This window comes from Bacteroides sp. LFL-34, assembly GCF_027257075.1.
Classification (GTDB): domain Bacteria; phylum Bacteroidota; class Bacteroidia; order Bacteroidales; family Bacteroidaceae; genus Bacteroides; species Bacteroides ovatus.
Genome location: NZ_JAPQKZ010000005.1, coordinates 110946 through 133671, shown reverse-complemented (window position 1 = coordinate 133671; position 22726 = coordinate 110946). Strand labels below are relative to the sequence as shown.

Here is a 22726-nt window from a genome sequence, read left to right as displayed (position 1 = left end):
CTGATATTATTTAGGCACGGATTACACGATAAACACGGAAAGAAAATAAACTTATCCGTGCAATTCGTATAATCCGTGCCTAAAAAATTAGAGAGAGTGTTTCGACACACCTCGACACTAAATAGAAAATGCTCTACAACATTTCCATATCACGTCAATCCGCATAACTCCGCAAAGCCAAATTCTTCACCCAAAGAACGAAGATACCCGTCAGAATCAGATTCAATACCAGAGTAAGCACTGAAATAACCAATGCCGGACCACCCAAGTTATATCCCAATGCAATGAAAATGATTCCGGCCCCTACCTCACCACGGGTAAACATACCGATGGAAAGAGCCAGTCGCTCACTTAATTTCCGGTCACGATAGAAGAACATCGGACAAAGTTTTCCTATATTCGACAATAAAGAGACAATCACCACATGAAACATAATCATTCCCCACGACATCATCTCCTGTGATCCCGTTACAGAATAAGAACCTGCATGAGTCTCCGCAAAGTTCACTCCGATAAAATGCGGCATACTCATTCCCACCAGAAACATGAAGAAAAATGAAATCCCGGTAGCCACCTTTCGTTCCACAGGTGTGTCATGTTCCTTATGTTTCATAATCATACCCAGAACAAATGCCGGCAACAGGACTTCAATATGAATACTTCCCTCGTCCCCATACAATTCTTTACTCCCCAGATACAGTATTTGAGTAGCCAGAAATATAATCACTGAATAAAAGAGGATAGCCTTCCAATCCTGACGCCAATCATACTTATTCAATCTTTGCCAGCCGATCGACAATAACAAGAACACAATCACCACCACAATAATCAACTGCCAGCGCAGCCCGATCATCATAATCTGAAGAGGAATCATTAAAAGAATCGTATCCAAGTCATCGAAAATTGCCAATACCTGTATTTTCTTATAAATCCAACTGGACTTCAGTCCGATAGCCGCCAACATCGTAAACAGAATACCGGCTGATGTAGGTGCAGCAAAACGGCTTAACAATAAATTCTCCTTCCATGCTTCCCAACTATTCCAAAAATCGGGAGGAAGCAATACAAACACATAATAAATAGCAATCATAAACCATGGTAAAGCAGCCGTAGCCATGGCTATAAAATAATCTTGAGCGTAACTTTTCCACCGCGTTTTATCAAGGACGAACTCACGGCCTACATTAATCATTATAAAACTAAGACATACATAGAGTAGTACATTCGATATGGATTTAACAGCTCCATACCCATCTCCTGCCATCATCGGCAGGAATTGCGAAACCACGAGCCCCAACATCAGGAAGCCCGAAAAAGACAGAACTTTTCTCATATTTATAGTTGTTTGTTGCTAAAAAGTAATTGCCAAGGAAAGCTCTGCAGACAGAAGGCAATCACCTGGTGTATTAAAAACTAACCGCAAGTCTATTTGTTCAGAACAGATCTCTGAAAAATTGCTTGCGGCAGTATTTTTAATCCAGCTTCAGTACAGCGAGGAAGGCTTTTTGCGGCACTTCCACGTTACCGATTTGTTTCATTCGTTTTTTACCTTTTTTCTGCTTTTCAAGCAGTTTACGTTTACGGCTCACGTCACCACCATAACACTTCGCTGTCACATCCTTACGAACAGCCTTAATCGTTTCACGGGAAATAATCTTAGCCCCGATAGCTGCCTGAATGGCAATATCAAACTGCTGGCGCGGAATAAGCTCTTTCAGCTTCTCACACATCCGGCGTCCCATATCGTAAGCATTGTCAATATGTGTCAAAGTAGAAAGAGCATCCACAGGCTCACCGTTCAACAAAATATCCAGCTTCACCAGCTTCGAAGTACGGAAACCATTCGGATGATAATCAAACGACGCATACCCTTTGGAAATACTCTTCAACTTATCATAAAAGTCAATCACAATTTCTCCCAAAGGCATATTGTAATAGATTTCCACCCGGTTACCGGAGATATATTCCTGTTTAATCAATTCACCACGCTTACCCAGACAAAGCGTCATAATAGGACCGATATAATCAGTCGTTGTAATAATAGATGCTTTGATATACGGTTCCTCGATATGGTCAATCATCGTCGGGTCGGGCATACCACCGGGGTTGTGCACCTCCTTCATATTGCCCTGCTTATCATATATATGGTAGGACACGTTCGGTACCGTAGTAATCACATTCATGTCAAACTCACGGTCCAGACGCTCCTGCACAATCTCCATGTGGAGCAATCCGAGGAAACCACAACGGAAACCAAAACCCAAAGCCAATGAAGACTCCGGTTGGAAAGTCAACGACGCATCATTCAGCTGCAACTTTTCCAAAGACGCGCGAAGATCTTCAAAATCTTCCGCCTCAATCGGGTACACTCCGGCAAACACCATCGGCTTCACCTCCTCAAACCCGGCAATAGCCTTGTCACACGGACGGGCAATATGTGTAATGGTATCTCCCACCTTCACCTCTTTGGAAGTTTTGATACCGGAAATTATATATCCTACATCCCCCGTACGAAGTTCGTTACGAGGCACCATATCCATTTTCAACACCCCTATTTCATCGGCATCATACTCTTTTCCCGTATTGAAGAACTTCACCTTGTCGCCCTTGCGAATCGTGCCGTTTTCAATCTTGAAATAAGCTATAATTCCACGGAAAGAGTTGAATACAGAGTCGAAAATCAAAGCCTGCAACGGCGCCTCTTCATTCCCTTCGGGATGAGGAATACGTTCAATCACAGCAGCCAGTATCTCTTCCACTCCCATACCCGTTTTACCGGATGCACGAATTACCTCCTCGCGCTTGCAACCCAACAGTTCAACGATTTCGTCCTCCACTTCTTCGGGATTGGCGCTCGCCATATCGCATTTATTGATAACCGGAATAATCTCAAGGTCGTGTTCAATGGCCATATACAGATTCGAGATCGTCTGCGCCTGCACTCCCTGCGAAGCATCGACAATCAGCAATGCCCCTTCACATGCAGCGATAGAACGTGACACCTCATACGAAAAGTCCACGTGTCCCGGAGTATCAATCAGGTTAAGGACATACTTCTCCCCCTGATAAGTATATTCCATCTGGATCGCATGGCTCTTGATAGTGATCCCTCTTTCTTTTTCCAGATCCATATTATCAAGCATCTGCCCTGAAGTCACCTGAATGGTGTTAGTAAACTCCAACAGACGGTCGGCCAACGTTGACTTACCGTGGTCAATATGAGCAATAATGCAAAAGTTGCGAATATTCTTCATTCTGAATTCTTATTATTTTAGCTTTTTGGTGTGCAAAGATACGTAAATGGCGGAATAAAAAAAATGCGTTGATAACATTATGATCATGTACCAACGCATTTTTTTATTGCTTAAGTGAGTTACTCGCTTAGATCAATTTGATGAAGAGTTCACCTTCAACTTCTTCCACAGAGACTTTGTCTTCTCTCAATAACCAGCCAAGGCCGAGGAACAGATCTTTGTCAACCAATTTAGTTGCTTTTTTAAGCTGCTTGGCAGTCATTCCTTCTGTTTCGTTCAGTGCATTCCAGATAGTACCTGCAATTACACCAGCTTTTTCTTTCAACATTTGCTTTGCAATTTTAGTTAGACATGCTTAAAATCATCCGGTCAAAAAGACTTTCAGATTTTATTTCGGGGACAAAGATAGTTATTTTTATGTTATATAACACTTTATTGAGCACTTTTTTATCGTTTTTGTAATAAAAAAGCATTTTTTCTTTCATTTAGGATGCTTTTCGAGATATTCAGACCAAATTCTTGCCGCTTCTTCCACCATTTTAGCGCAAGGACGCTTGCTATAATATTGAGCAGTACGCTCTTCCGGAATCGTTGAAACGGGATCTTTTTTCTTTAATCCCAACAATTCGCCACAAATCAGCGAGCCGTTACGCTTCTTAAATTCAGCCGCCAGTTCTTGCACCACTGCATAATTGGCAGCTTTTCCTTCCCGGTCTGTCGCTTCCGTAGCGCCGGTTTCCAAGCCCGCCACCAAAAACATGCCGCAGGCAGCTCCACACGTTTCACGCATTCGTCCTATCCCCCCGCCAAAGGAAGCACCCATACGCAACGCCTGTTCCTGTGTAAATCCATACATATCCGCAAAGGCCGCTACTACCGACTGTGAACAGTTATATCCGCTCTTAAAAAGCTCCACTGCTTTCTGTATTCTATCTTCCATAAACTATTTTGCATTTTTATTTCGCACAAAAATATAAAAAAGTATCTTTGCATCAGATAGGGCGTAAAGATTAAAATCAAAAAAAAGAAAATATGAACAAAACTATTTCATATAAAGAATCGACAGCCATTGCCATCCAAGCTATGATAAGCGCAGCCAGAAAGGATGAATATGCTGACAGGAAAAGAAAAAGTGGTTTTCCCCAAAACAGAAAGAAACGTGATGTCACTCTCAAAGATGTACGTGAATGGAACAAGAGAAGAAATTATAAAGAGGATGCAGGAATTGCCGTCAATGCAATGATGGCGTCAGCTATCAACGACCCCTATGTGGACCTGAATCCACCCTCCAAATTCTAAGAGATAAAACAATGGCTACAACATTCGATATTCAACTCCCTCATTACTCGCGTGGATTTCATTTAATCACGCGTGATATCATTTCACAACTACCAGCACTTCCCGAAAGTGGCCTGTTGGTAATCTTTATCAAACACACCTCTGCCGGACTAACTATCAACGAAAATGCAGACCCGGACGTACGGCATGACTTCCAGACATTCTTTAATAAACTGGTTCCCGACGGTGCCCCCTATTTCATCCATACCCTCGAAGGCCCCGACGATATGAGCGCCCATATAAAAGCCTCCCTGATAGGAAGTTCGGTCACTATCCCCATCAAGAATCACCGCCTGAACCTGGGAACATGGCAAGGTGTCTACCTCTGCGAATTTCGCGACGGAGGAGACACCCGTAAATTGAGTATTACTATCCTATAATATTTCCAACGCCATCGGACAATGATCGGAATGTACGGCCTCATTCAGGATATACGCACGTTTCAACAGCGGGCGTACCGGCTCACTAACCATGCAATAGTCAATTCTCCAACCCTTATTTTGGGCACGCGAATTAAAACGATAGCTCCACCAGGTATATTCCTGTTTTTCGGGACAAAGCGTACGGAAAGAATCAACATACCCCGCAGACAGGAAACGTGTCATCCACTCCCGCTCTTCAGGAAGGAAACCACTGTTTGTTGCATTCCGGACAGGATCATGAATGTCGATCGGCTCATGGCAGATATTATAATCGCCACAAAGAATCAAATTGGGACGGGACTTCTGCAACTCCATCACATACTTTTGAAAATCTTCCAGCCACACCATTTTAAAAGCCTGGCGTTCGTCTCCGCTCGTTCCCGAAGGGTGATAAACACTGACTACCGATAAGTCTCCGAAATCCGCCCGGATAAAACGTCCTTCATTATCATAAGCCTCCATTCCCATCCCATATTCCACATGGTCCGGTTCCTGCTTGGTAAGTATGGCCACTCCACTGTATCCTTTCTTCTGCGCCGAATACAAATAAGACTTGTAACCCAACGCTTCAAACACCTCTCCCGGATACTGGTCCGGTTGCAGTTTCGTCTCTTGCAGACAAAGAATATCAGGATTCTCCTGCGCCAGCCATTCCGGCAAACCTTTAGATACGGCGGCACGTAGTCCGTTCACATTATAAGTAATAATCTTCATCAATCTATATGTATTGATTTATATTCATTTTATGAAAACAAAAGCATGATATTCAGTACCGAAACAATAATGGCAATCGAATACAACACAAACGTGCTCCAACGACTATTGACATAATCTCCCATCACCTTTCGGGAAGACGTCAGTCCCACCTGCAAAAATACCGTGAAAGGTAATTGAATACTAAGTATCATCTGCGAAATAATCAATCCTTTGAAAGGATCTCCAATAAAGAAAATCAGCAATAAGGCAATTCCCAGAGATAAAAGGACTCCTACCTGCGAGTGGCTGTCTTTGATATGATACGATTCACCGAAAATACCCGCAAAGATGGAACCTGCCGCCATTCCGCTCGTAATGGTGGATGAAATACCCGCCATCAGCAATGCCAGTGCAAATACGATGGCAGCATTACTTCCCAACAAAGGTTCGAGCAATGACTTAGCCTGTTGCAGTTCCTCTACCTGAATACCGCTTTTAAAGAAAGTAGCGGCAGCCAGAAGAATCATGGCACTGTTAATCGCCCAGCCGACAATCATAGAGAAAAGAGTATCAAACAACTCATATTTCAAAACCTTCTTAATAGAAGCATCATCTTTCTTATTATATTCATGACTCTGTATCACCTCCGAATGAAGAAACAGATTATGAGGCATCACTACCGCTCCCAACACACTCATGATAATCAGCATACTTCCTTTCGGAAAAGAAGGAGTCACCCACCCTGCTGTCGCAGCCGGCCAGTCTATTTCCACCAGAAACAGTTCGTAGATAAACGAAAGCCCGATAACGGAGACAAATGCAATGATGGAACGCTCTATCTTTTTATACGAATTAGTGAAAAGCATGATAGAGACAAAAAGCGTAGTCAACACAGCTCCCCATATAATAGGAATATCAAAGAGCATTTCCAACGCAATGGCACCTCCCAGAATTTCCGCTAAAGAAGTAGAAATCGACGCCAGTACCGCCGTACCAAGAATAGGTCGCGACACCCATTTGGGAGTGTATTTAGTGGCCGCCTCCGAAAGGCAAAGCCCGGTAACAATCCCCAGGTGGGCAACGTTGTGCTGAAGCACAATCAGCATAATAGTGGACAATGTAACCACCCAAAGTAAGGAATAGCCAAATTCGGAACCGGCGGCGAAGTTAGAAGCCCAGTTTCCCGGATCAATAAATCCTACCGTAACCAGAAGCCCCGGACCAATATATTTAAAAACATCCAGTCCACCCAGATAGCGTTTATGATCTTTGCGTTTTAAGTCTTGAAAAATATTCTTCATTTTTGCATAATAGTTTTAACCTTACAAATATACTTATAAATAACGAGTGAAGGTCAATTTTAGTTCAAAATACCGACAAGTAAGTAAACAACACCCAGATACTCCCCCCCCTATGGATTCCCGCAAAAAAAAAGACCCTCGACAAAATAAATTGCCGAAGGTCTTGAAAAATATCAAATTTTACAAAAATAAAAGAAGTCGATTAATATCCCATCTCATGTAATGCACGACACAATTGGTCAGGACATGAAGTCGGTCTGCCACCACAATGCACTCCTTCAAGTTTTGCAATAACATCCGCTACCTTCATTCCTCTCACAAGGCGGGAAATACCTTGAAGGTTACCATTACATCCTCCCCAGAAAGCAACTTCTTTCACCACTCCATCTTCCACATTCAGTTCGATGTTGGTGCTGCAAGTTCCCTGGGTTCTATACACATATTCCATAACCTTGTCTTATTCTTCCTCTCCCTCTTCCGGCTGCATATTGGTATAAACAGTCTGCACGTCGTCAAATTCTTCCAAACGTTCGATCATCTTATCCAATGTTTCGCGCTGTTCCGGAGTCACCTCTTTCATGTCGTTCGGGATATAAGTAAAGTCTCCACCGACATCTTCAAAGCCACACTCCTCCAGGTGTTTCTGAATAGCGGCATAGCTCTTGGGATTACCATAGATAGTGATTGTTCCTTCTTCATCATCCTCTTCGTATTCATCTTCCACATCATAATCGATCAGATCCAGAATCAGTTCTTCCATATCCAATCCGTCTTTCTTCTTGAAAGTGAATACACATTTGTGGTCGAACAGGAACGCGAGAGATCCCATTGTACCGAGATTACCGCCAAACTTATTAAATACCGAACGAACGTCAGCCACCGTACGGGTTGTGTTATCTGTCAGCGTATCCACAAATACAGCAATACCGTGAGGACCGTATCCTTCATAAGTCATGCTCTTGTAGTCGCTCTGGTCTTTACCCATTGCGTTTTTGATAGCACGTTCAATATTATCCTTCGGCATATTTTCACGCTTACAAGTAGCGATCACCGAACGCAAAGTCGGGTTATTTTCAGGTTCCGGACCGCCTGCCTTTACAGCTATCGCGATTTGTTTACCCAGTCTTGTAAATGTTTTAGCCATGTGGCCCCATCTTTTCAGTTTAGCGGCCTTTCTATATTCAAATGCTCTTCCCATTGGTTTATATTTTTAGATTGAAATTTTAAGTTTATCTAAGTTTGGCACCCAGCTTATCTTCCAAATTCTTCACCAGTTTCGACATGATCTTATCAATCATCTTATCATTCAAAGTCTGGCTCTCATCCTGAAGCAGGAAGCTCACCGCATACGACTTCTTGCCTGCTTCCAGATTTTTACCTTCGTACACATCGAAGAGTTCCACTTCTTTCAACAGCTTCTTCTCTGTTTCGTAAGCAATCTTTTCGATTTCGGCAAACTGCACATTCTTGTCAAGCAACAATGCCAGGTCACGTTTCACAGCAGGGAACTTGGAGATTTCCTTGTAGCTGATCTTCACAGAACGGATAGCTTTCATCAGTTCCTTCCAGTTCAAGTCGGCAAAATACACTTCATTGTCGATATCAAATGCTTTCAACAGCTTCTTAGTCACAATACCGAAGGAAGCAAGACGCTTACCCCCCTTCGTATTGATAGAAAGTGCGGCAGCAAAAATATCGTCCGTCAGATTACCGACAACCAGATTGTGCAAATCCAGTCCCAGACGCTTCAATATATTTTCTACATAAGCCTTCAATTCATATACCGAACTGTTCTCATCTGCATGTGCCCATGAATTGGAAACCTTCTTACCAGTTACCCACAAGCCCAAGTGATAATCTTCCGAGTAAGGAGCCAATACCTTCTCTTCATTCTTCTTGTCAGCATCGAAATGATAGCAATTACCGAATTCGAAGAACTTCAAATCAGCATTCTTACGATTTGCATTATGAGCAATACTTTCCAGTCCACCGAACAGCAAAGTCTGACGCATAGCGTTCAAATCCGCACTCAACGGATTCAATAACATCACCAGGTGGTTGGACGGATAAGTCTCCATACCATCATAATAAGCAGCACGCGTCAATGAGTTGTTCAGGATCTCATTAAATCCGCAGCCCACCAATTGCTCTGCAATCAGGTTCTGCAATTTATTCGATTTATCATGTTCACCTTTGGTAGTCAGGCTGGAGTTCAGTGTAGTCGGGATTTCAACATTGTTATATCCGTAGATACGAAGAATATCTTCAATCACGTCACAATCACGCTGCACGTCTACACGATAAGGAGGAACAGCTAATGTCAGCCCTTCCGCCGTTTCATTAGTGATCTTCATTTCCAGGCTGGTCACAATGCTCTTGATCGTCTCTACCGGAATTACTTTTCCTACCAAAGAATGTACTTTCTCATAAGCCAGATCAACTATAAAATCGGGTGCAGGAGTAGTGAACACGTCTTTTATTTCAGAAGAAATCGTACCGCCAGCCAGTTCTTTAACCATCAAAGCAGCCAGTTTCAAGCAATATATCACACTGTTCGGATCGATACCGCGTTCGAAACGGAAAGAAGCATCCGTATTCAAGCCATGACGGCGGGCTGTCTTACGCACCCATGTAGGATGGAAATAAGCACTTTCAATGAATACATCTGTCGTAGCTTCCGTAGAACCGGAGTCCAGTCCGCCGAATACACCGGCAATACACATGGCCTCTTCCTTGTTACAAATCATCAGGTCGCGTTCGTTCAATTTACGTTCCACCTCATCCAGCGTAACGAACGGAGTTCCTTCCGGCATTGTCTTTACAATTACTTCATTGCCTTTTATCTTTCCGGCATCGAAGCAATGCAACGGCTGACCGAAAGCATGAACGATATAATTAGTAATATCCACTACATTATTAATAGGACGCACCCCGATCAGACGCAATTTGTTTTGCAGCCATTCCGGGCTTTCCTTCACAGTGACACCTTTCACCGTAACACCGGCATAATGCGGACAAGCTTCGCTGTTTTCCACCTTCACTTCAATATTCAAGTCATGGTTTTCCACTTTAAAGCCGTCTACCGACGGACGTTGCAAAGTAGCCTGTTTGCCGTTCTGAATCAGATAAGCGTACAAGTCACGAGCCACCCCATAGTGAGAGCAAGCATCCGCACGGTTAGGCGTGATGTCCACTTCAAGCACATAGTCGCTCTTGATATTATAATAATCCTTGGCAAGCGTACCCGGAACAGCATTTTCCGGCAATACGATAATACCTGCATGATCCGTACCGATACCGATTTCGTCTTCAGCACAAATCATACCAGTAGATTCCACCCCACGGATTTTTGATTTCTTGATGGTAAAACATTCGTCACCGTCATAAAGTTTCGTACCTAAAGTAGCTACCACCACTTTCTGTCCGGCAGCCACATTCGGGGCACCACAAACAATCTGTACCGGTTCACCGTCTCCCAGATTAACAGTAGTAATATGCAAATGGTCAGAATTAGGATGTTCCGTGCAGGTCAGCACTTCACCAATCACAAGTCCTTCCAAACCACCTTTAATGGTTTGCACTTCTTCTACACCACCTGTTTCCAAGCCAATAGACGTCAACGCAGCAGCCGTTTCATCGGGCGTCAGGTCGAAGTTGACATACTCTTTCAGCCAGTTATAAGAGATATTCATATATTTAATTTTTTATTGTTTCTCAAAAAGATTTGCAAAGTTAATAAGATTTTTCGGTTGACCGAGAAGGTTAGATAAAAAATTGCGCGTTATTTCACCACAGGGACGCAACTAGAACGGCAAAGGTCCATCCCCCGGTGCTCCGAACGGATTCGCTGTCTGCGGTGCAAAATCAGGCGCGGGAGAAGGAGGTACGGAACCTGCATTACCTGTATTCATTTTCGATCCTAACATAGCCCCGGCAGGCTCACCCGGCATCGGGATAACCATATCGTCCTCCGGATTGGAGAAACGGGTAAATTCTCCCTTAAACCGGAGCAACACCTCGCCTACCGCACCATTACGATGCTTGGCGATGACAATCTCCGCCATACCACGCAGGTCATTACCACGATCATCCTGATAAATCTTATAGTATTCCGGACGATGGATAAAGCACACCATATCGGCATCCTGCTCGATGGCTCCCGATTCACGAAGGTCACTCAACTGCGGACGTTTACCATCAATACCTTCACGACTTTCCACACCACGATTCAACTGCGACAGTGCGATGATCGGAATATTCAACTCTTTCGCCAGTCCTTTCAACGAACGGGAAATGGTACTAACCTCTTCCTGACGGCTACCAAATGCCATACCGCTCGCATTCATCAACTGAAGGTAGTCAATAATAATGATTCTCACTCCATGTTCACGTACCAGACGACGCGCTTTCGTTCGAAGTTCAAATACAGACAGAGACGGAGTATCATCCACGTAAAGCGGTGCATCCATCAGATTCTTCAGTTTATAGTCCAACTGTTGCCACTCATAACCAGCCAACTGTCCGCTCTTGATCTTTCCACTTTCAATTTCGCAGACATTGGAAATCAAACGGTTCACCAACTGAACGTTACTCATTTCAAGAGAGAACAACGCCACCGGGTTCCGATAATCGACAGCAATATTCTTAGCCATAGAAAGAACAAAGGCGGTCTTACCCATCGCAGGACGTGCAGCGATAATGATAAGGTCGGAATTCTGCCAACCGGAAGTCATCTTGTCGAGCTTTGTAAAACCACTCTCAAGACCACTCAAACCGTCGGTTCGCGCCGCAGCCTTCTGAATCAGCTTATAGGCTTCGTCAATCACCGGATTGATCTGCGTATAATCCTTTTTCATGTTCTGCTGCGAAATCTCAAAAAGTTTACCTTCCGCTTCCTGCATCAAGTCGTCCACATCCAGCGTTTCATCGAACGCCTTACTCTGGATATTGCTTGTAAATGTAATCAGCTCACGCGCCAGAGATTTCTGTGCAATAATACGGGCGTGATACTCAATATGCGCTGATGAAGCCACCTTACTACTCAATTGAGTAATATAGAACGGGCCTCCCACCTCTTCCAATTCTCCACGTTTGCTAAGTTGTTCCTTTACAGTCAGAATATCCACCGGCTTCTGATTCACCGCAAGATCGGTGATAGCAGAATAAATCAACTGATGCCGGCGTTCGTAAAAAGATTCGGGACGAAGAATCTCACTCACCAATGAGTAAGCGTCTTTTTCAATCATCAAAGCTCCCAAAACTGCTTCTTCCAGTTCAGGCGCCTGCGGCTGAATACGTCCATAATCATTTACCGGTTGTATTTTAGTAGACTTTGAATTGCGGGTATTTCTTTTCTGTTCGGCCATCGAGGTATTTACTATTTTACAATTTACTATTTACTATTTTGCGACCGGACAAACTCCTTTATAACAGAGTTTTTCCAGTCGGGACGACAAAGATAGAATATAATCATGAAGAATGGATAAGGAAAAATGAAGATTTTACTAACTTTGCTCCCGAATTACATTCAACACATGATTAATTGTCATGTGCGGCACTGCAAATAGTAAATCGTAAATTGTAAAATAGTAAATAACCTTATGCTCGCTTTTCCTAATATCAAAATAAACCTGGGACTTTCCATCACGGAAAAACGCCCGGACGGATATCACAATCTGGAAACCGTTTTCTATCCGGTAGCCCTCGAAGACGCTCTCGAAATCCGTACTTCTTCTGAAACAGAAAAGAAGATTATCCTCCACCAGTATGGCATGGAGATAGCCGGCAATCCGGAAGACAACCTGGTGGCAAAGGCCTATTCATTGCTGGATAAGGAGTTTCATCTTCCCCCTGTCGAAATTCATTTATATAAGCATATTCCCTCGGGAGCCGGACTGGGGGGCGGTTCATCCGATGCCGCTTTTATGCTGAAGTTGCTCAATGATCATTTTCAGCTGGAATTATCTGAAGAACAGCTGGAGGTATATGCCGCCACTTTGGGAGCGGACTGTGCTTTCTTTATTAAAAACAAGCCGACCTATGCCGAAGGGATCGGAAACCTGTTCTCACCAATCGAGCTTTCATTAAGCGGTTACCAAATCATGATCGTCAAGCCGAACGTTTTCGTTTCTACCCGGGAAGCCTTTTCAAATATCCACCCGCACCGTCCGGAATATCCGGTCAAAGAGGCAATCCTGCGTCCAGTTGCAGAATGGAAGGATATCCTAATCAATGATTTTGAAGCAAGTGTATTCCCGCAACATCCCGTCATTGGAGAAATCAAAGAAGAACTCTATCATCAAGGAGCAATCTACGCATCCATGAGCGGCTCCGGCTCATCCGTATTCGGGCTGTTTGCTCCCGGATTCGTCTTACCGGAAATTGATTGGGGAACTGACGTATTCTGCTTCAAAGGTACATTAAACAAATAAATCTCACTAACAATTATGTTTTGACTATTTTTTCAAAATCCCAACATGGCAGCGGGGTGTATATTGAGTACCCGGCAAAGCAAGCGAGCTATTTTTAAAGTAGGTTCCGAGCGACCCGAAATATAATCATTCACGCGTGAAGGGCTAACCCCTATTTCACTGGCAAGCTGTTTTTGTGTCATCCCCTTTTCTTCAAGGGACAATTCTATCAATTCTGCTACGGTTGGTTTTTCTATAGGAAAATGTTCCTTCTCATACGCAATCACTATATCAGACATAACAGAAAGCTCCACCATGCTCTTGTCATTTGCAGGAATGCTGTCGTCCACCAAAGGCAGAAGTTCTTCGACTCTTGCCAATGCAAATTCGTATTGTTCTTTCGTTATTTTAGTCATATCTATTATATTATATAGTTGAACAATCTATTTTATCATACTCTTTATGAGTTCCCACCCAACGGACAAAAATGTATCCCACCGTAAATTTAACAACCACTACCAGCCGATAGTTGTTCCCTCTGATATTAAAAACATAGTGTTGATTGCCCACATAATCAGTCGATAGAAAATCCGCTTTTATATCAGACAAATTCCGCCATTCTGCTTTTTCCGCTATATCATACCAACGTTCTAAAGCAACACGTGAATCTTCACACCCTTTCGTCTCGTAGAAATCTTTCAATTTCTTATGTGATACTACTCTCATATCTTATTCATTTGATACAAAATTACAAAATAATTTTGGATAACAAAAGAATTAGTGCTAAATATTTTATAAAACAGAACATCCATGCTGGGCGTACCAAAAAACGGTACCACGACTCACGTCGTAGTACCGTCACAACACAAACACAAAATAAAACACGACAAAACTACTATGCAATCTTTCCTGTCTATGCCGGGGAGGCATAAGTACTATCTACGTATATTCGCATACTCATAAACAGCTTCAGGTCGATTAGCATCAATTAAACAAATCGCATGCACGATTTGTTTAAACTTTTATGTTATTTAAAACAAGTTTCTCTTTTATTGAATCCCTCTTTCACGGAGTTTCAGCTGCCAGTTCCATGCAGAGCGTAAAGTATCTTCTAAAGTTTCTACGGCTTTCCAACCCAGCTCTTTATTAGCAAAATCCGGGTTAGCCCAAACTTTTTCAATGTCGCCTGCACGACGTCCGACAATCTGATAATTCAATTTTACGCCAGTGGCTTTTTCAAAGCCATTTATTAATTCCAATACAGAAACACCACGTCCTGTACCAATATTAAATACTTCTACTTTTTCTTTTTGTGTCTTTTCCAAGATACGACGGATAGCAATCACGTGTGCTTTAGCCAAGTCAACGACATTGATAAAGTCACGGATACAAGAACCGTCCGGTGTATCATAATCGTCACCAAACACGCTAAGTTTCTCACGGATACCGATGGCTGTCTGGGTCAGATATGGAATCAGGTTTTGAGGAACCCCGTTAGGCAGTTCACCAAGCAATGCAGTAGGATGCGCGCCAATCGGGTTGAAATAGCGCAACATGATCGCATTGATCGGAGCACCTGAAGCTACCGTATCACGAATAATCTCTTCATTGATCTGTTTGGTATTTCCATAAGGTGATTCCGCTTTCTTGATCGGAGCTTTTTCCGTTACCGGCAGCTCGTCCGGCTGACCGTATACTGTACAAGAAGAAGAGAACACAATACCTTCTACTCCATGTTTTGGCATCAGTTCGAGAAGGTTAATCAAAGAAACCAGGTTATTACGGTAGTAAAGCAACGGTTTTTGTACCGACTCTCCTACTGCTTTGCTAGCTGCAAAGTGAATGATTGCCTTAATTCCTTTATATTTTGCAAATACTGCATCCAGACCGGCAAAGTCCAAACAGTCCAGCTTTTCAAAAACTGGGCGAATACCGGAAACTTTCTCTATATTGTCAACAACGTCGGCACTTGAATTTGATAAATTATCGATGATGATTACTTCATATCCACTGTTTTGTAGTTCTACAACAGTATGAGACCCAATGTATCCTGTCCCGCCTGTTACTAAAATTCTTTCTTTCATATACTTTATAAAAAATGGTTAGTTTCTCGGCTTATTATTGTTTGAGTTACAAATGTATGGAAATAAAATGAAATTGCAATAATCTGCCACAAATTTATTTGCTGAAAAGTAATTAAGGTACGATTTGGTAGCATTTAGGTATAAAAAAGAATTGGAAACTCTAACCTGTATGTCGCCACACAGCAGAGCTTCCAATCCCCTATTTAATCATCAACTGTAAATCCTTACACCACGCCGGAGAATCCCATGAATGCCATAGCAAGCAAACCGGCGGTAATCAAAGCAATCGGAGTTCCTTGCATTCCTTTCGGAATTTTCACAAGGCTCATCTGTTCGCGCAATCCGGCAAAAAGCACCAGTGCCAGACCGAAGCCGATAGCCGTAGAGAATGCGTATACAACACCTGTCAGCAGGTCATAGTCTTTCTGAATCACCAGGATAGCGACACCAAGAATACAACAGTTCGTTGTAATCAGCGGCAAGAACACACCCAAAGCCTGATACAGGGCCGGAGATACCTTTTTCAGGATGATTTCCACCATCTGCACCAATCCGGCAATCACCAGGATGAATGTAATCGTCTGTAAGTATCCCAGTCCGAAAACATCCAGTACAAACTTCTGAATCAGGAAAGTGACGATGGTAGCGATGGTCAACACGAAAGCAACCGCAGCGCTCATACCCATCGCAGTTTCCACCTTCTTGGATACGCCCAGGAACGGACAGATACCCAGGAACTGCGACAACACGATGTTGTTTACAAAGATTGCCGAAATAAATATCAATATATATTCCATATTCTTTTCTTATTTAATTGAATTAGGCTTTCTTGAAACTGTTAATCAACGCTATGAGGTATCCCAAAGCGATGAAAGCGCCCGGAGCCAATACAAACACCAACATCCCATATTCTTCCGGCATGATGGTCAAATCGAAGATTTTACCGGTTCCCAAAAACTCGCGGACAGCACCCAGTAAAGTCAGGGCGATGGTAAAGCCAAGCCCCATACCGATACCGTCGAACATAGAAGCGACTGCGTTATTCTTGGCAGCGAAGGCTTCGGCACGTCCCAGTACAATACAGTTCACTACAATCAACGGAATGAAAAGACCGAGTGTAGCATACAGTCCCGGCACGTAAGCCTGCATCACCATTTGAAGCAAGGTCACGAAAGATGCGATCACCACAATAAACGATGGGATACGCACCATGTCCGGAATCAGGTTCTTTATTAAAGAGATCACCACATTCGAGCAGATCAATACGAACATGGTAGCCAGTCCCATACCCATACCATTGATAGCCGATGATGTAGTACCCAATGTAGGACACATACCGAGCAGGAGTACAAACGTAGGATTCTCTTTGATAATCCCGTTCATCATTACTTTAAAGTTATTCATATCTGTCTCCTTTCTTATTTAGCACTGACTGAATCAGTTAGTTCAACTTTGATCGTAGCTCCCGTAGCAGCGTCAGCAGCATCTGCGTCCGCGCCTTTCGCTTTTTGAGAAGCACCGGTTACACCATTCACTTCCCCGCCTTCGGCCTTATAGGCCTGATAAGCAGCATTCACGGCATTCAAGAAAGCACGTGAAGTAATGGTAGAAGCCGTGATGGCATCCACTGCTCCCCCATCTTTACTGACGGTCAACGGAGCTTCACCCGGATTCATACCCAAAATAGATTTCGTACTCTCTTCGTGAGATACTGCCTTTTCTCCTTTCGCAGGATCATACGCTCCGAACCATTTGTCGGCTTTAGAGCCCAATCCCGGAGTTTCCGTGTGAGCCAACAGAGAGTAGTTATAGATTTTTCCTTCGGCATTAAAGCCTACCAGCACTTTCAGTTCACCGCCAAATCCCATTGATTTAGCTTCAACAGCCGTACCTACAAGCTCTTCACCGTTCTTAGCCGGATAAACGATAAAGTCAACATTCTTCTTTCCATCTTTCTCACTGAAGATCGTATCGCTTTCCGCTACCGGATTATTGGTAAATTCGGGAAGAACCTTTTTCAAGGCCTCGTTCAGTGTCTTCGCGTTCGCTTCGGCAATGGGGCCTTTTGTCAGTTCATTTACATAAGCCAGCAACGCAACGGAAATAGCAGTCACTCCCGTAAGTACCAGCAACATATTCTTTAAAGATGATTCTAACTTTTTCATTTCTTCTTCGCTACCTCCCCAAAGCGTTTTGGTTTACAATAGGTGTTAATCAGCGGAGTGAACGCATTCATAATCAGGATGGCGAACGACATACCTTCGGGATAGGCGCCGAACAGACGGATAACTACCGTCAGCAGACCGATACATACACCATAGATCAGCATCCCTTTCTTACTCATCGGAGAAGTCACATAGTCGGTTGCCATAAAGACAGCACCCAACATCAGACCACCGGAAAGCAACTGCAATACCGGAGAAACGTATTTTTCCGGATCTGCCAGGTGCATGATGCCTGCAAAGACAAACACAGTAGCCAGGATAGACACAGGAATATGCCAGGTGATGATTTTCTTCCAGAGCATATAAACGAGTCCGATCAGCAGAGCCAGTGCACTCACTTCACCCAAGCATCCGCCATTCTGTCCGATCAGCAAGGTCAATGCGTCCGGAATCTGGCTTAAAGCGGCAGTGTCACCGTAAATGGCTTGCTTCATCAAGGCCAGCGGAGTGGCACCGGTGGTAGCATCCGTATAAGCGGTCAACTGTCCGACTACCGGCCAGCTGGTCATCTGCACCGGGAAAGAAAGCAACAGGAATACGCGGCCTGCCAATGCCGGGTTGAAAGGATTGCAGCCTAATCCGCCGAAAGACATCTTACCTACACCGATAGCAAACAGTGCACCGAGGATGATAATCCAGATAGGCAGGTTAGACGGTAAATTAAATGCCAGCAACACACCTGTGATGATGGCAGAGCCGTCGCAGATGGTGGTGGTCGGTTTCTTCATTAAATATTTTCCGATCGCCCATTCGAAGAACAAACAAGCCGCAACGGAAGTAGCCGTGACAATCAGGGCACCCAGTCCGAAGAAATAGAGAGACACCAGAAAAGCCGGAATCAGTGCAATCAGCACGCCATACATATTTTTCTGTACGCTGTCTCCGCCATGAACGTGAGGCGATAGTGATACGATTAATTTATTTTCCATATTCGTTATTTTTTAGCTTGACGTGCACGAATCATAGCGCCTACTTTGCTTTTGCCCAGACGACAGTAGTCGAGCAGCGGACGGTTGGCAGGACAAGTGAACTGGCAAGAGCCGCACTCAATACAATCCATGATTCTTTCTTTTTCCATTGTTTCAAAATCTCCGTTTTCAGACAAGGCTCCGAGCAAGTACGGTTCCAGTCCCATCGGACAGGCACTCACGCACTTCGCGCAACGGATACAGGTCTGCGCCTCACCACGTTTGGCTTCCTTTTGATTCATAATCAGGATACCGGAACTGCCCTTCGCAGTAGGAACCTCGATATTTACCAACGCCTTACCCATCATCGGACCACCGCCGATCACCTTACCCGTATCTTCGGGCAAACCACCGCAAGCGTCAATCAACTGTTTCATCGGTGTACCGATACGAGCCAGGAAGTTGGACGGCTTCGCAACCGACTTTCCCGTCACGGTAATCACCCGTTCAAACAACGGTTTATTCTTCTGCACAGCTTCATAAACGGCAAACGCCGTTCCCACGTTCTGCACGACTGCTCCCGTAGAGATAGGCAACGCACCGCTCGCCACCTGACGTTTGGTGATCGCATCGATCAGCTGCTTTTCACCTCCTTGCGGATATTTCACCTTCAAGGGAACGACTTCGATGCCTGCATAGCTGGAAGCTACTTTAGTCATCAGTTCGATAGCATCGGGCTTATTATTTTCGATTCCGATAAATGCCTTGTTCACTTTCACCGCTTTCATCAGGATGGAAACACCTACCATGATTTCTTCCGCGTGTTCCAGCATCAGCTGATGGTCGGCAGTCAAATAAGGTTCACACTCTACGGCATTGATAATCACACATTCAGCTTTAAAAGAAGGAGGAGGACAAAGTTTCACCTGTGTAGGGAAACAAGCACCGCCCAGACCAACGATTCCGGCATCGGCAATTTTCTTCACGATCTCTTCTGCGGAAAGCTCACATTCCTTCACCAGTGTGGCGCTACGGTCGATTGTTTCTTCCCATTCGTCGCCTTCCACATCGATAAAGATAGCAGGTTTCGCATAACCGCTGGCATCGACAATAGTATCAATCTTCGCCACTTTACCACTGACCGAAGAGTGAATTGCCGCCGAAACAAAGCCGGCAGGTTCAGCAATCTTAGTGCCTACCTTTACCACATCCCCTTTCGCTACAACCGGTTTTGCAGGCGCACCAATGTGCTGCCCCAGCAAAATAACAGCCTTTGCAGGAACTTCCGCTGTGATAATAGGTTGATGTGCCGACAATTTATTTTCGTGTGGATGAACTCCACCAATTGAAAATGTCTTTAACATACAGTTCTGTATTTTATTCTGTTATTATTCTGTTACTTTCGGAGCTTCTGTAGCCTTTTCAGCAGGAGTTTCCACTTTTGCCGCCGGTGCAGGAGTTTCCACCGCTTCTTTAGAAACAGCAGCCGGTTTTGGAGCAGCCGGAGCTTCTTCTTTCGGTTTCCTCGGCGGAAAATTCAATTCGATAATGGTATTCTGCGGACAGACTTCCACACATTTCCGGCAAGATTTACACTTGTGCGGATCGATGTAAGCCAAGTTATTCTCCAACGTGATAGCTTCGAACGGACAAGTCTTCACGCATTTGCCACAGCCGATACAACTCACCGTACAAGCCTTGCGTGCCACAGCTCCCTTGTCTTTATTCACACAAGAGATATACACACGGCGTGATTTCTTTCCTTGCGGACGGATTTCGATGATCGCCTTCGGACAAGCCTTCACACAGGCACCGCAAGCGGTACATTTCACTTCATCCACTTCCGGAAGTCCTGTTTCAGGATTCATGTGGATGGCATCGAACTGGCAGGCAGCCACACAGTCACCACACCCCAGACATCCGTAACTACAACCCGTTTCCCCACCATAGAGCGAAGCGGCAATAGCGCAACTCTTCGCACCGTCGTACTGATTAATACGCGGACGATTCATACACGTTCCGTTACATCTTACCACTGCTACCATCGGTTCAGCTTCTCCGGCTGCAAGCCCTAGGATATCAGCAATTTGTGCCATGACAGGCTGTCCGCCTACGGGGCAGAATTTACCATCCAGCGAACCGGCTTTGACGCAAGCGTCGGCAAAGCCGCTACAACCGGGATAGCCACATCCACCACAATTAGCCTGGGGAAGCACTTCTCCCACCTGGGCAATCCGCGGGTCTTCATACACGGCAAATTTCTTGGAAGCCACATAAAGAATAGCGGCCAGCACGAGCGCTATAGCTCCCAATGAAATCACTGCAATCAGAATCAAATTCATAATGTTTTTAGTTATTTATTGGTTTTATAGTAAATGAAAATTGTTGTTTGAGTCGCGTTTTGTTAAGCCATAAAACGAAATAATAAGGTATAAGGACAGCCAGAGAAAGAAGAGCTGCATACAGTTCATTCTCTATCAATGCCATCAAAAGAAACAACGAAAATATAAGAAGTACGAAAGGAAGTACGAAAGCCAACAATACCGCCATCATGCCCATCGACGTTTCGCCGACCACCATCACCTTCTCTCCCACCTGATAGGAAGAAGCTGCGGTATCTATGATATCTATGATTTTGTCCTTACTATCCGCCGAGGAACAATGCCCCTTTGCGCTACATGCCGCACAAGCCGATGTCTGGACAATCCTCACCGACAGATGAGAACCCTGTATGTTTTCCACAATACCTAGATGCTTTATAGTATTATTCGTCATTTTGCAAACTCCGCATTACAAATCGCGGCAAATTTAATCATTATTTGTGAACTACGAAGCATTCCTCAAACTTTTTCTACCTAATAAAATGTTATTTTTTGTGTTTTCGTTATCGCACACGGAAAAGGTATGGCTACCATTTGATATTTCCCAAGAATGACAAATAGACATCCTAAACAAAAAAATCCCGGCCGTTTTTATTTATTCAGCCGGGATTTTCTATCAATTATTTCACGGATTACTCCACTATCCTCTTCTTGTAGTAGCGCAGATACATTCTCACCAACGTATTCAAAATCAGTTCAATCTCCTCTTCGTTGTAGGCATTCAAACAGAGATTCATTACTTTTATATAATCGTTCAATGGGAGATTTAGCCCTTTTTTATGCCATTCAAAACATCATGTCCCATACCCAGGGTCTCGCATACATACTCATTTTTCAATTTCGCACGTTTAAGCAACTCATTAATATAAGCTCCCAAATCACTGCAACAAACCGTTTTCTTTTTCATCTTTGTTTTTTGTTGTTAAATACACACTTTAATAATTAAATATTTTAACTTTTATCCTCACATATCAGGGTAGAGTCTATTTTGTTATTACTACCTTCATGCCGTGTTTTTGAAACACACTCATATTTTTTGCAAAAATAAACATTTTAACTTATAACAAAAAGAAAATGATGTCAAACAACTACAGAATGTCCTATTTTATGCCACCTATCGCTCCCATCAAAGACAAACAAGGCCGACTGATGACTCCTCCCACGCTTATCCCCTTCTGCGAAGTCTCCATCGAACAAGTTTTCCAAATGATTACTTGCAATGAGAATCTCAAAACCCTGACCGCACAAGTACGGAATGCCACAGATATACGAGCCGCCAAAGCATCATTGCTTCCGTATGTGACCCCTTGCGGCACATTCACCCGCCGTAGCTGTAAGGATTTCGTCTCCCCGTCTCATCTGGTGATAGTAGATGTGGACGGTCTCCACTCTTATCAGGAAGCAGTAGAAATGCGACGTATGCTCTATGACGATCCTCTCCTACAACCTGTACTCACCTTTATCAGCCCCAGCGGACTGGGTGTAAAGGCATTTGTTCCTTGCCATTATTCCTCCACGACAAATGATACAAAAAATATCACAGAAAACATGAGTTGGGCGATGTGGTACGTAGAGACGGCATACAATACGGTAACAGCGGTTTCTTCCGAAACGAAATCCAAAGTAGATTTCTCCGGCAAAGACCTCGTGAGATCCTGTTTCCTTAGTTACGACCCGGAAGCATTGTTCAGAACCAAGTAAACGAGA

General features: G+C 43.9%; 25 protein-coding genes. 4 read left to right on the top strand and 21 right to left on the bottom strand.

The features are described from left to right. Positions 1–154: 154 nt before the first annotated feature. The 4 genes from N5O98_RS04620 to N5O98_RS04605 form a co-directional block, all read right to left on the bottom strand. Positions 155–1333 carry a hypothetical protein gene (locus N5O98_RS04620; RefSeq protein ID WP_022199632.1) on the bottom strand — a complete coding sequence of 393 codons (1179 nt, stop codon included), beginning with the start codon at positions 1331–1333 and terminating at the stop codon, positions 155–157. Positions 1334–1472: 139 nt separating this feature from the next. After that, a complete protein-coding gene (gene lepA / locus N5O98_RS04615) occupies positions 1473–3254 on the bottom strand; it encodes a translation elongation factor 4 (protein WP_004325757.1) in 1782 nt (593 codons plus the stop codon). A gap of 127 nt (positions 3255–3381) precedes the next feature. Then, positions 3382–3582, bottom strand: coding sequence for a winged helix-turn-helix domain-containing protein (locus tag N5O98_RS04610; RefSeq protein WP_004295603.1), 201 nt, complete (start codon positions 3580–3582; stop codon positions 3382–3384). Between the two features lie 153 nt (positions 3583–3735). After that, positions 3736–4194, bottom strand: a complete 459-nt coding sequence (locus N5O98_RS04605; protein WP_004295601.1) for a C-GCAxxG-C-C family protein — start codon at positions 4192–4194, stop codon at positions 3736–3738. Positions 4195–4286: 92 nt separating this feature from the next. On the opposite strand from N5O98_RS04605, the gene N5O98_RS04600 reads away from it, so the two are divergent. Together N5O98_RS04600 and N5O98_RS04595 are read left to right on the top strand one after the other, a co-directional pair. Beyond that, positions 4287–4553: a hypothetical protein gene (locus tag N5O98_RS04600; protein ID WP_004295600.1), complete on the top strand. Its 267-nt coding sequence runs from the start codon at positions 4287–4289 to the stop codon at positions 4551–4553. Positions 4554–4564: 11 nt separating this feature from the next. Beyond that, positions 4565–4972 (top strand): secondary thiamine-phosphate synthase enzyme YjbQ, encoded by a 408-nt coding sequence (locus N5O98_RS04595; RefSeq protein WP_004317958.1) that lies wholly within the window; start codon positions 4565–4567, stop codon positions 4970–4972. Here N5O98_RS04595 and N5O98_RS04590 read toward each other — a convergent pair. From N5O98_RS04590 to dnaB, 6 genes are all read right to left on the bottom strand, one after another. After that, complete coding sequence (locus tag N5O98_RS04590) at positions 4967–5728, bottom strand: exodeoxyribonuclease III (protein WP_022199633.1); 762 nt, start codon at positions 5726–5728, stop codon at positions 4967–4969. The two genes, N5O98_RS04595 and N5O98_RS04590, sit on opposite strands and share 6 nt — an antisense overlap. A gap of 29 nt (positions 5729–5757) precedes the next feature. Further along, entirely contained in the window at positions 5758–7011 is a 1254-nt protein-coding gene (locus tag N5O98_RS04585) for an Nramp family divalent metal transporter (RefSeq protein WP_004295597.1), read from the bottom strand. Between the two features lie 202 nt (positions 7012–7213). After that, a complete protein-coding gene (locus N5O98_RS04580; RefSeq protein WP_004295596.1) occupies positions 7214–7459 on the bottom strand; it encodes a TIGR03905 family TSCPD domain-containing protein in 246 nt (81 codons plus the stop codon). A 9-nt stretch (positions 7460–7468) separates the two neighbouring features. Then, positions 7469–8209: a YebC/PmpR family DNA-binding transcriptional regulator gene (locus tag N5O98_RS04575; protein ID WP_004317957.1), complete on the bottom strand. Its 741-nt coding sequence runs from the start codon at positions 8207–8209 to the stop codon at positions 7469–7471. 31 nt (positions 8210–8240) lie between these two features. Next, on the bottom strand, positions 8241–10703 hold the full coding sequence (gene pheT / locus N5O98_RS04570) for a phenylalanine--tRNA ligase subunit beta (protein ID WP_004295594.1): 2463 nt from the start codon (positions 10701–10703) through the stop codon (positions 8241–8243). A 111-nt stretch (positions 10704–10814) separates the two neighbouring features. Further along, the gene (gene dnaB / locus N5O98_RS04565; protein WP_022199634.1) at positions 10815–12377 is read right to left on the bottom strand and encodes a replicative DNA helicase; all 1563 of its coding nucleotides are present in this window, start codon (positions 12375–12377) and stop codon (positions 10815–10817) included. A 234-nt stretch (positions 12378–12611) separates the two neighbouring features. Between dnaB and ispE the strand changes: the two genes are divergently transcribed. Next, positions 12612–13442: a 4-(cytidine 5'-diphospho)-2-C-methyl-D-erythritol kinase gene (gene ispE / locus N5O98_RS04560; protein WP_022199635.1), complete on the top strand. Its 831-nt coding sequence runs from the start codon at positions 12612–12614 to the stop codon at positions 13440–13442. Between the two features lie 32 nt (positions 13443–13474). On the opposite strand, the gene N5O98_RS04555 is transcribed toward ispE, so the two are convergent. From N5O98_RS04555 to N5O98_RS04505, 11 genes are all read right to left on the bottom strand, one after another. Next, positions 13475–13837, bottom strand: coding sequence for a helix-turn-helix domain-containing protein (locus N5O98_RS04555; protein WP_022199636.1), 363 nt, complete (start codon positions 13835–13837; stop codon positions 13475–13477). Positions 13838–13847: 10 nt separating this feature from the next. Continuing rightward, entirely contained in the window at positions 13848–14147 is a 300-nt protein-coding gene (locus N5O98_RS04550; RefSeq protein WP_004295589.1) for a type II toxin-antitoxin system HigB family toxin, read from the bottom strand. A 323-nt stretch (positions 14148–14470) separates the two neighbouring features. Next, entirely contained in the window at positions 14471–15505 is a 1035-nt protein-coding gene (gene galE, locus N5O98_RS04545; RefSeq protein WP_004325755.1) for a UDP-glucose 4-epimerase GalE, read from the bottom strand. A gap of 224 nt (positions 15506–15729) precedes the next feature. Then, positions 15730–16302: an electron transport complex subunit RsxA gene (gene rsxA, locus N5O98_RS04540; protein WP_004295587.1), complete on the bottom strand. Its 573-nt coding sequence runs from the start codon at positions 16300–16302 to the stop codon at positions 15730–15732. 22 nt (positions 16303–16324) lie between these two features. After that, positions 16325–16909 (bottom strand): electron transport complex subunit RsxE, encoded by a 585-nt coding sequence (gene rsxE, locus N5O98_RS04535; RefSeq protein ID WP_004295586.1) that lies wholly within the window; start codon positions 16907–16909, stop codon positions 16325–16327. A 14-nt stretch (positions 16910–16923) separates the two neighbouring features. Beyond that, positions 16924–17670, bottom strand: coding sequence for an RnfABCDGE type electron transport complex subunit G (locus N5O98_RS04530; protein WP_004309218.1), 747 nt, complete (start codon positions 17668–17670; stop codon positions 16924–16926). Then, positions 17667–18659, bottom strand: a complete 993-nt coding sequence (locus tag N5O98_RS04525) for an RnfABCDGE type electron transport complex subunit D (protein WP_004303572.1) — start codon at positions 18657–18659, stop codon at positions 17667–17669. The genes N5O98_RS04530 and N5O98_RS04525 overlap by 4 nt, the downstream gene beginning before the upstream one ends. Before the next feature lie 5 nt (positions 18660–18664). Beyond that, positions 18665–20002: an electron transport complex subunit RsxC gene (gene rsxC, locus N5O98_RS04520; RefSeq protein ID WP_118161019.1), complete on the bottom strand. Its 1338-nt coding sequence runs from the start codon at positions 20000–20002 to the stop codon at positions 18665–18667. 24 nt (positions 20003–20026) lie between these two features. Then, positions 20027–20980, bottom strand: a complete 954-nt coding sequence (locus N5O98_RS04515) for a Fe-S cluster domain-containing protein (protein WP_118161020.1) — start codon at positions 20978–20980, stop codon at positions 20027–20029. Between the two features lie 7 nt (positions 20981–20987). Continuing rightward, complete coding sequence (locus N5O98_RS04510; protein ID WP_022199643.1) at positions 20988–21413, bottom strand: SoxR reducing system RseC family protein; 426 nt, start codon at positions 21411–21413, stop codon at positions 20988–20990. A gap of 372 nt (positions 21414–21785) precedes the next feature. After that, complete coding sequence (locus N5O98_RS04505; RefSeq protein ID WP_004295577.1) at positions 21786–21926, bottom strand: hypothetical protein; 141 nt, start codon at positions 21924–21926, stop codon at positions 21786–21788. Between the two features lie 170 nt (positions 21927–22096). On the opposite strand from N5O98_RS04505, the gene N5O98_RS04500 reads away from it, so the two are divergent. Next, positions 22097–22720: a BT4734/BF3469 family protein gene (locus N5O98_RS04500; protein ID WP_022199644.1), complete on the top strand. Its 624-nt coding sequence runs from the start codon at positions 22097–22099 to the stop codon at positions 22718–22720. The last annotated feature ends 6 nt before the right edge of the window (positions 22721–22726 follow it).

Bases quoted from the DNA above. Each gene is read 5' to 3' on its own strand.
- rsxE (WP_004295586.1), bottom strand. From the start codon at position 16,909: ATGAATAACTTTAAAGTAATGATGAACGGGATTATCAAAGAGAATCCT.
- N5O98_RS04530 (WP_004309218.1), bottom strand. From the start codon at position 17,670: ATGAAAAAGTTAGAATCATCTTTAAAGAATATGTTGCTGGTACTTACG.
- N5O98_RS04550 (WP_004295589.1), bottom strand. From the start codon at position 14,147: ATGAGAGTAGTATCACATAAGAAATTGAAAGATTTCTACGAGACGAAA.
- N5O98_RS04590 (WP_022199633.1), bottom strand. From the start codon at position 5,728: ATGAAGATTATTACTTATAATGTGAACGGACTACGTGCCGCCGTATCT.
- N5O98_RS04500 (WP_022199644.1), top strand. From the start codon at position 22,097: ATGTCAAACAACTACAGAATGTCCTATTTTATGCCACCTATCGCTCCC.
- N5O98_RS04555 (WP_022199636.1), bottom strand. From the start codon at position 13,837: ATGACTAAAATAACGAAAGAACAATACGAATTTGCATTGGCAAGAGTC.
- N5O98_RS04510 (WP_022199643.1), bottom strand. From the start codon at position 21,413: ATGACGAATAATACTATAAAGCATCTAGGTATTGTGGAAAACATACAG.
- ispE (WP_022199635.1), top strand. From the start codon at position 12,612: ATGCTCGCTTTTCCTAATATCAAAATAAACCTGGGACTTTCCATCACG.
- dnaB (WP_022199634.1), bottom strand. From the start codon at position 12,377: ATGGCCGAACAGAAAAGAAATACCCGCAATTCAAAGTCTACTAAAATA.
- N5O98_RS04605 (WP_004295601.1), bottom strand. From the start codon at position 4,194: ATGGAAGATAGAATACAGAAAGCAGTGGAGCTTTTTAAGAGCGGATAT.
- N5O98_RS04610 (WP_004295603.1), bottom strand. From the start codon at position 3,582: ATGTTGAAAGAAAAAGCTGGTGTAATTGCAGGTACTATCTGGAATGCA.
- N5O98_RS04585 (WP_004295597.1), bottom strand. From the start codon at position 7,011: ATGAAGAATATTTTTCAAGACTTAAAACGCAAAGATCATAAACGCTAT.
- N5O98_RS04575 (WP_004317957.1), bottom strand. From the start codon at position 8,209: ATGGGAAGAGCATTTGAATATAGAAAGGCCGCTAAACTGAAAAGATGG.
- galE (WP_004325755.1), bottom strand. From the start codon at position 15,505: ATGAAAGAAAGAATTTTAGTAACAGGCGGGACAGGATACATTGGGTCT.
- N5O98_RS04580 (WP_004295596.1), bottom strand. From the start codon at position 7,459: ATGGAATATGTGTATAGAACCCAGGGAACTTGCAGCACCAACATCGAA.
- pheT (WP_004295594.1), bottom strand. From the start codon at position 10,703: ATGAATATCTCTTATAACTGGCTGAAAGAGTATGTCAACTTCGACCTG.
- N5O98_RS04515 (WP_118161020.1), bottom strand. From the start codon at position 20,980: ATGAATTTGATTCTGATTGCAGTGATTTCATTGGGAGCTATAGCGCTC.
- lepA (WP_004325757.1), bottom strand. From the start codon at position 3,254: ATGAAGAATATTCGCAACTTTTGCATTATTGCTCATATTGACCACGGT.
- rsxA (WP_004295587.1), bottom strand. From the start codon at position 16,302: ATGGAATATATATTGATATTTATTTCGGCAATCTTTGTAAACAACATC.
- N5O98_RS04525 (WP_004303572.1), bottom strand. From the start codon at position 18,659: ATGGAAAATAAATTAATCGTATCACTATCGCCTCACGTTCATGGCGGA.
- N5O98_RS04600 (WP_004295600.1), top strand. From the start codon at position 4,287: ATGAACAAAACTATTTCATATAAAGAATCGACAGCCATTGCCATCCAA.
- rsxC (WP_118161019.1), bottom strand. From the start codon at position 20,002: ATGTTAAAGACATTTTCAATTGGTGGAGTTCATCCACACGAAAATAAA.
- N5O98_RS04505 (WP_004295577.1), bottom strand. From the start codon at position 21,926: ATGAAAAAGAAAACGGTTTGTTGCAGTGATTTGGGAGCTTATATTAAT.
- N5O98_RS04595 (WP_004317958.1), top strand. From the start codon at position 4,565: ATGGCTACAACATTCGATATTCAACTCCCTCATTACTCGCGTGGATTT.
- N5O98_RS04620 (WP_022199632.1), bottom strand. From the start codon at position 1,333: ATGAGAAAAGTTCTGTCTTTTTCGGGCTTCCTGATGTTGGGGCTCGTG.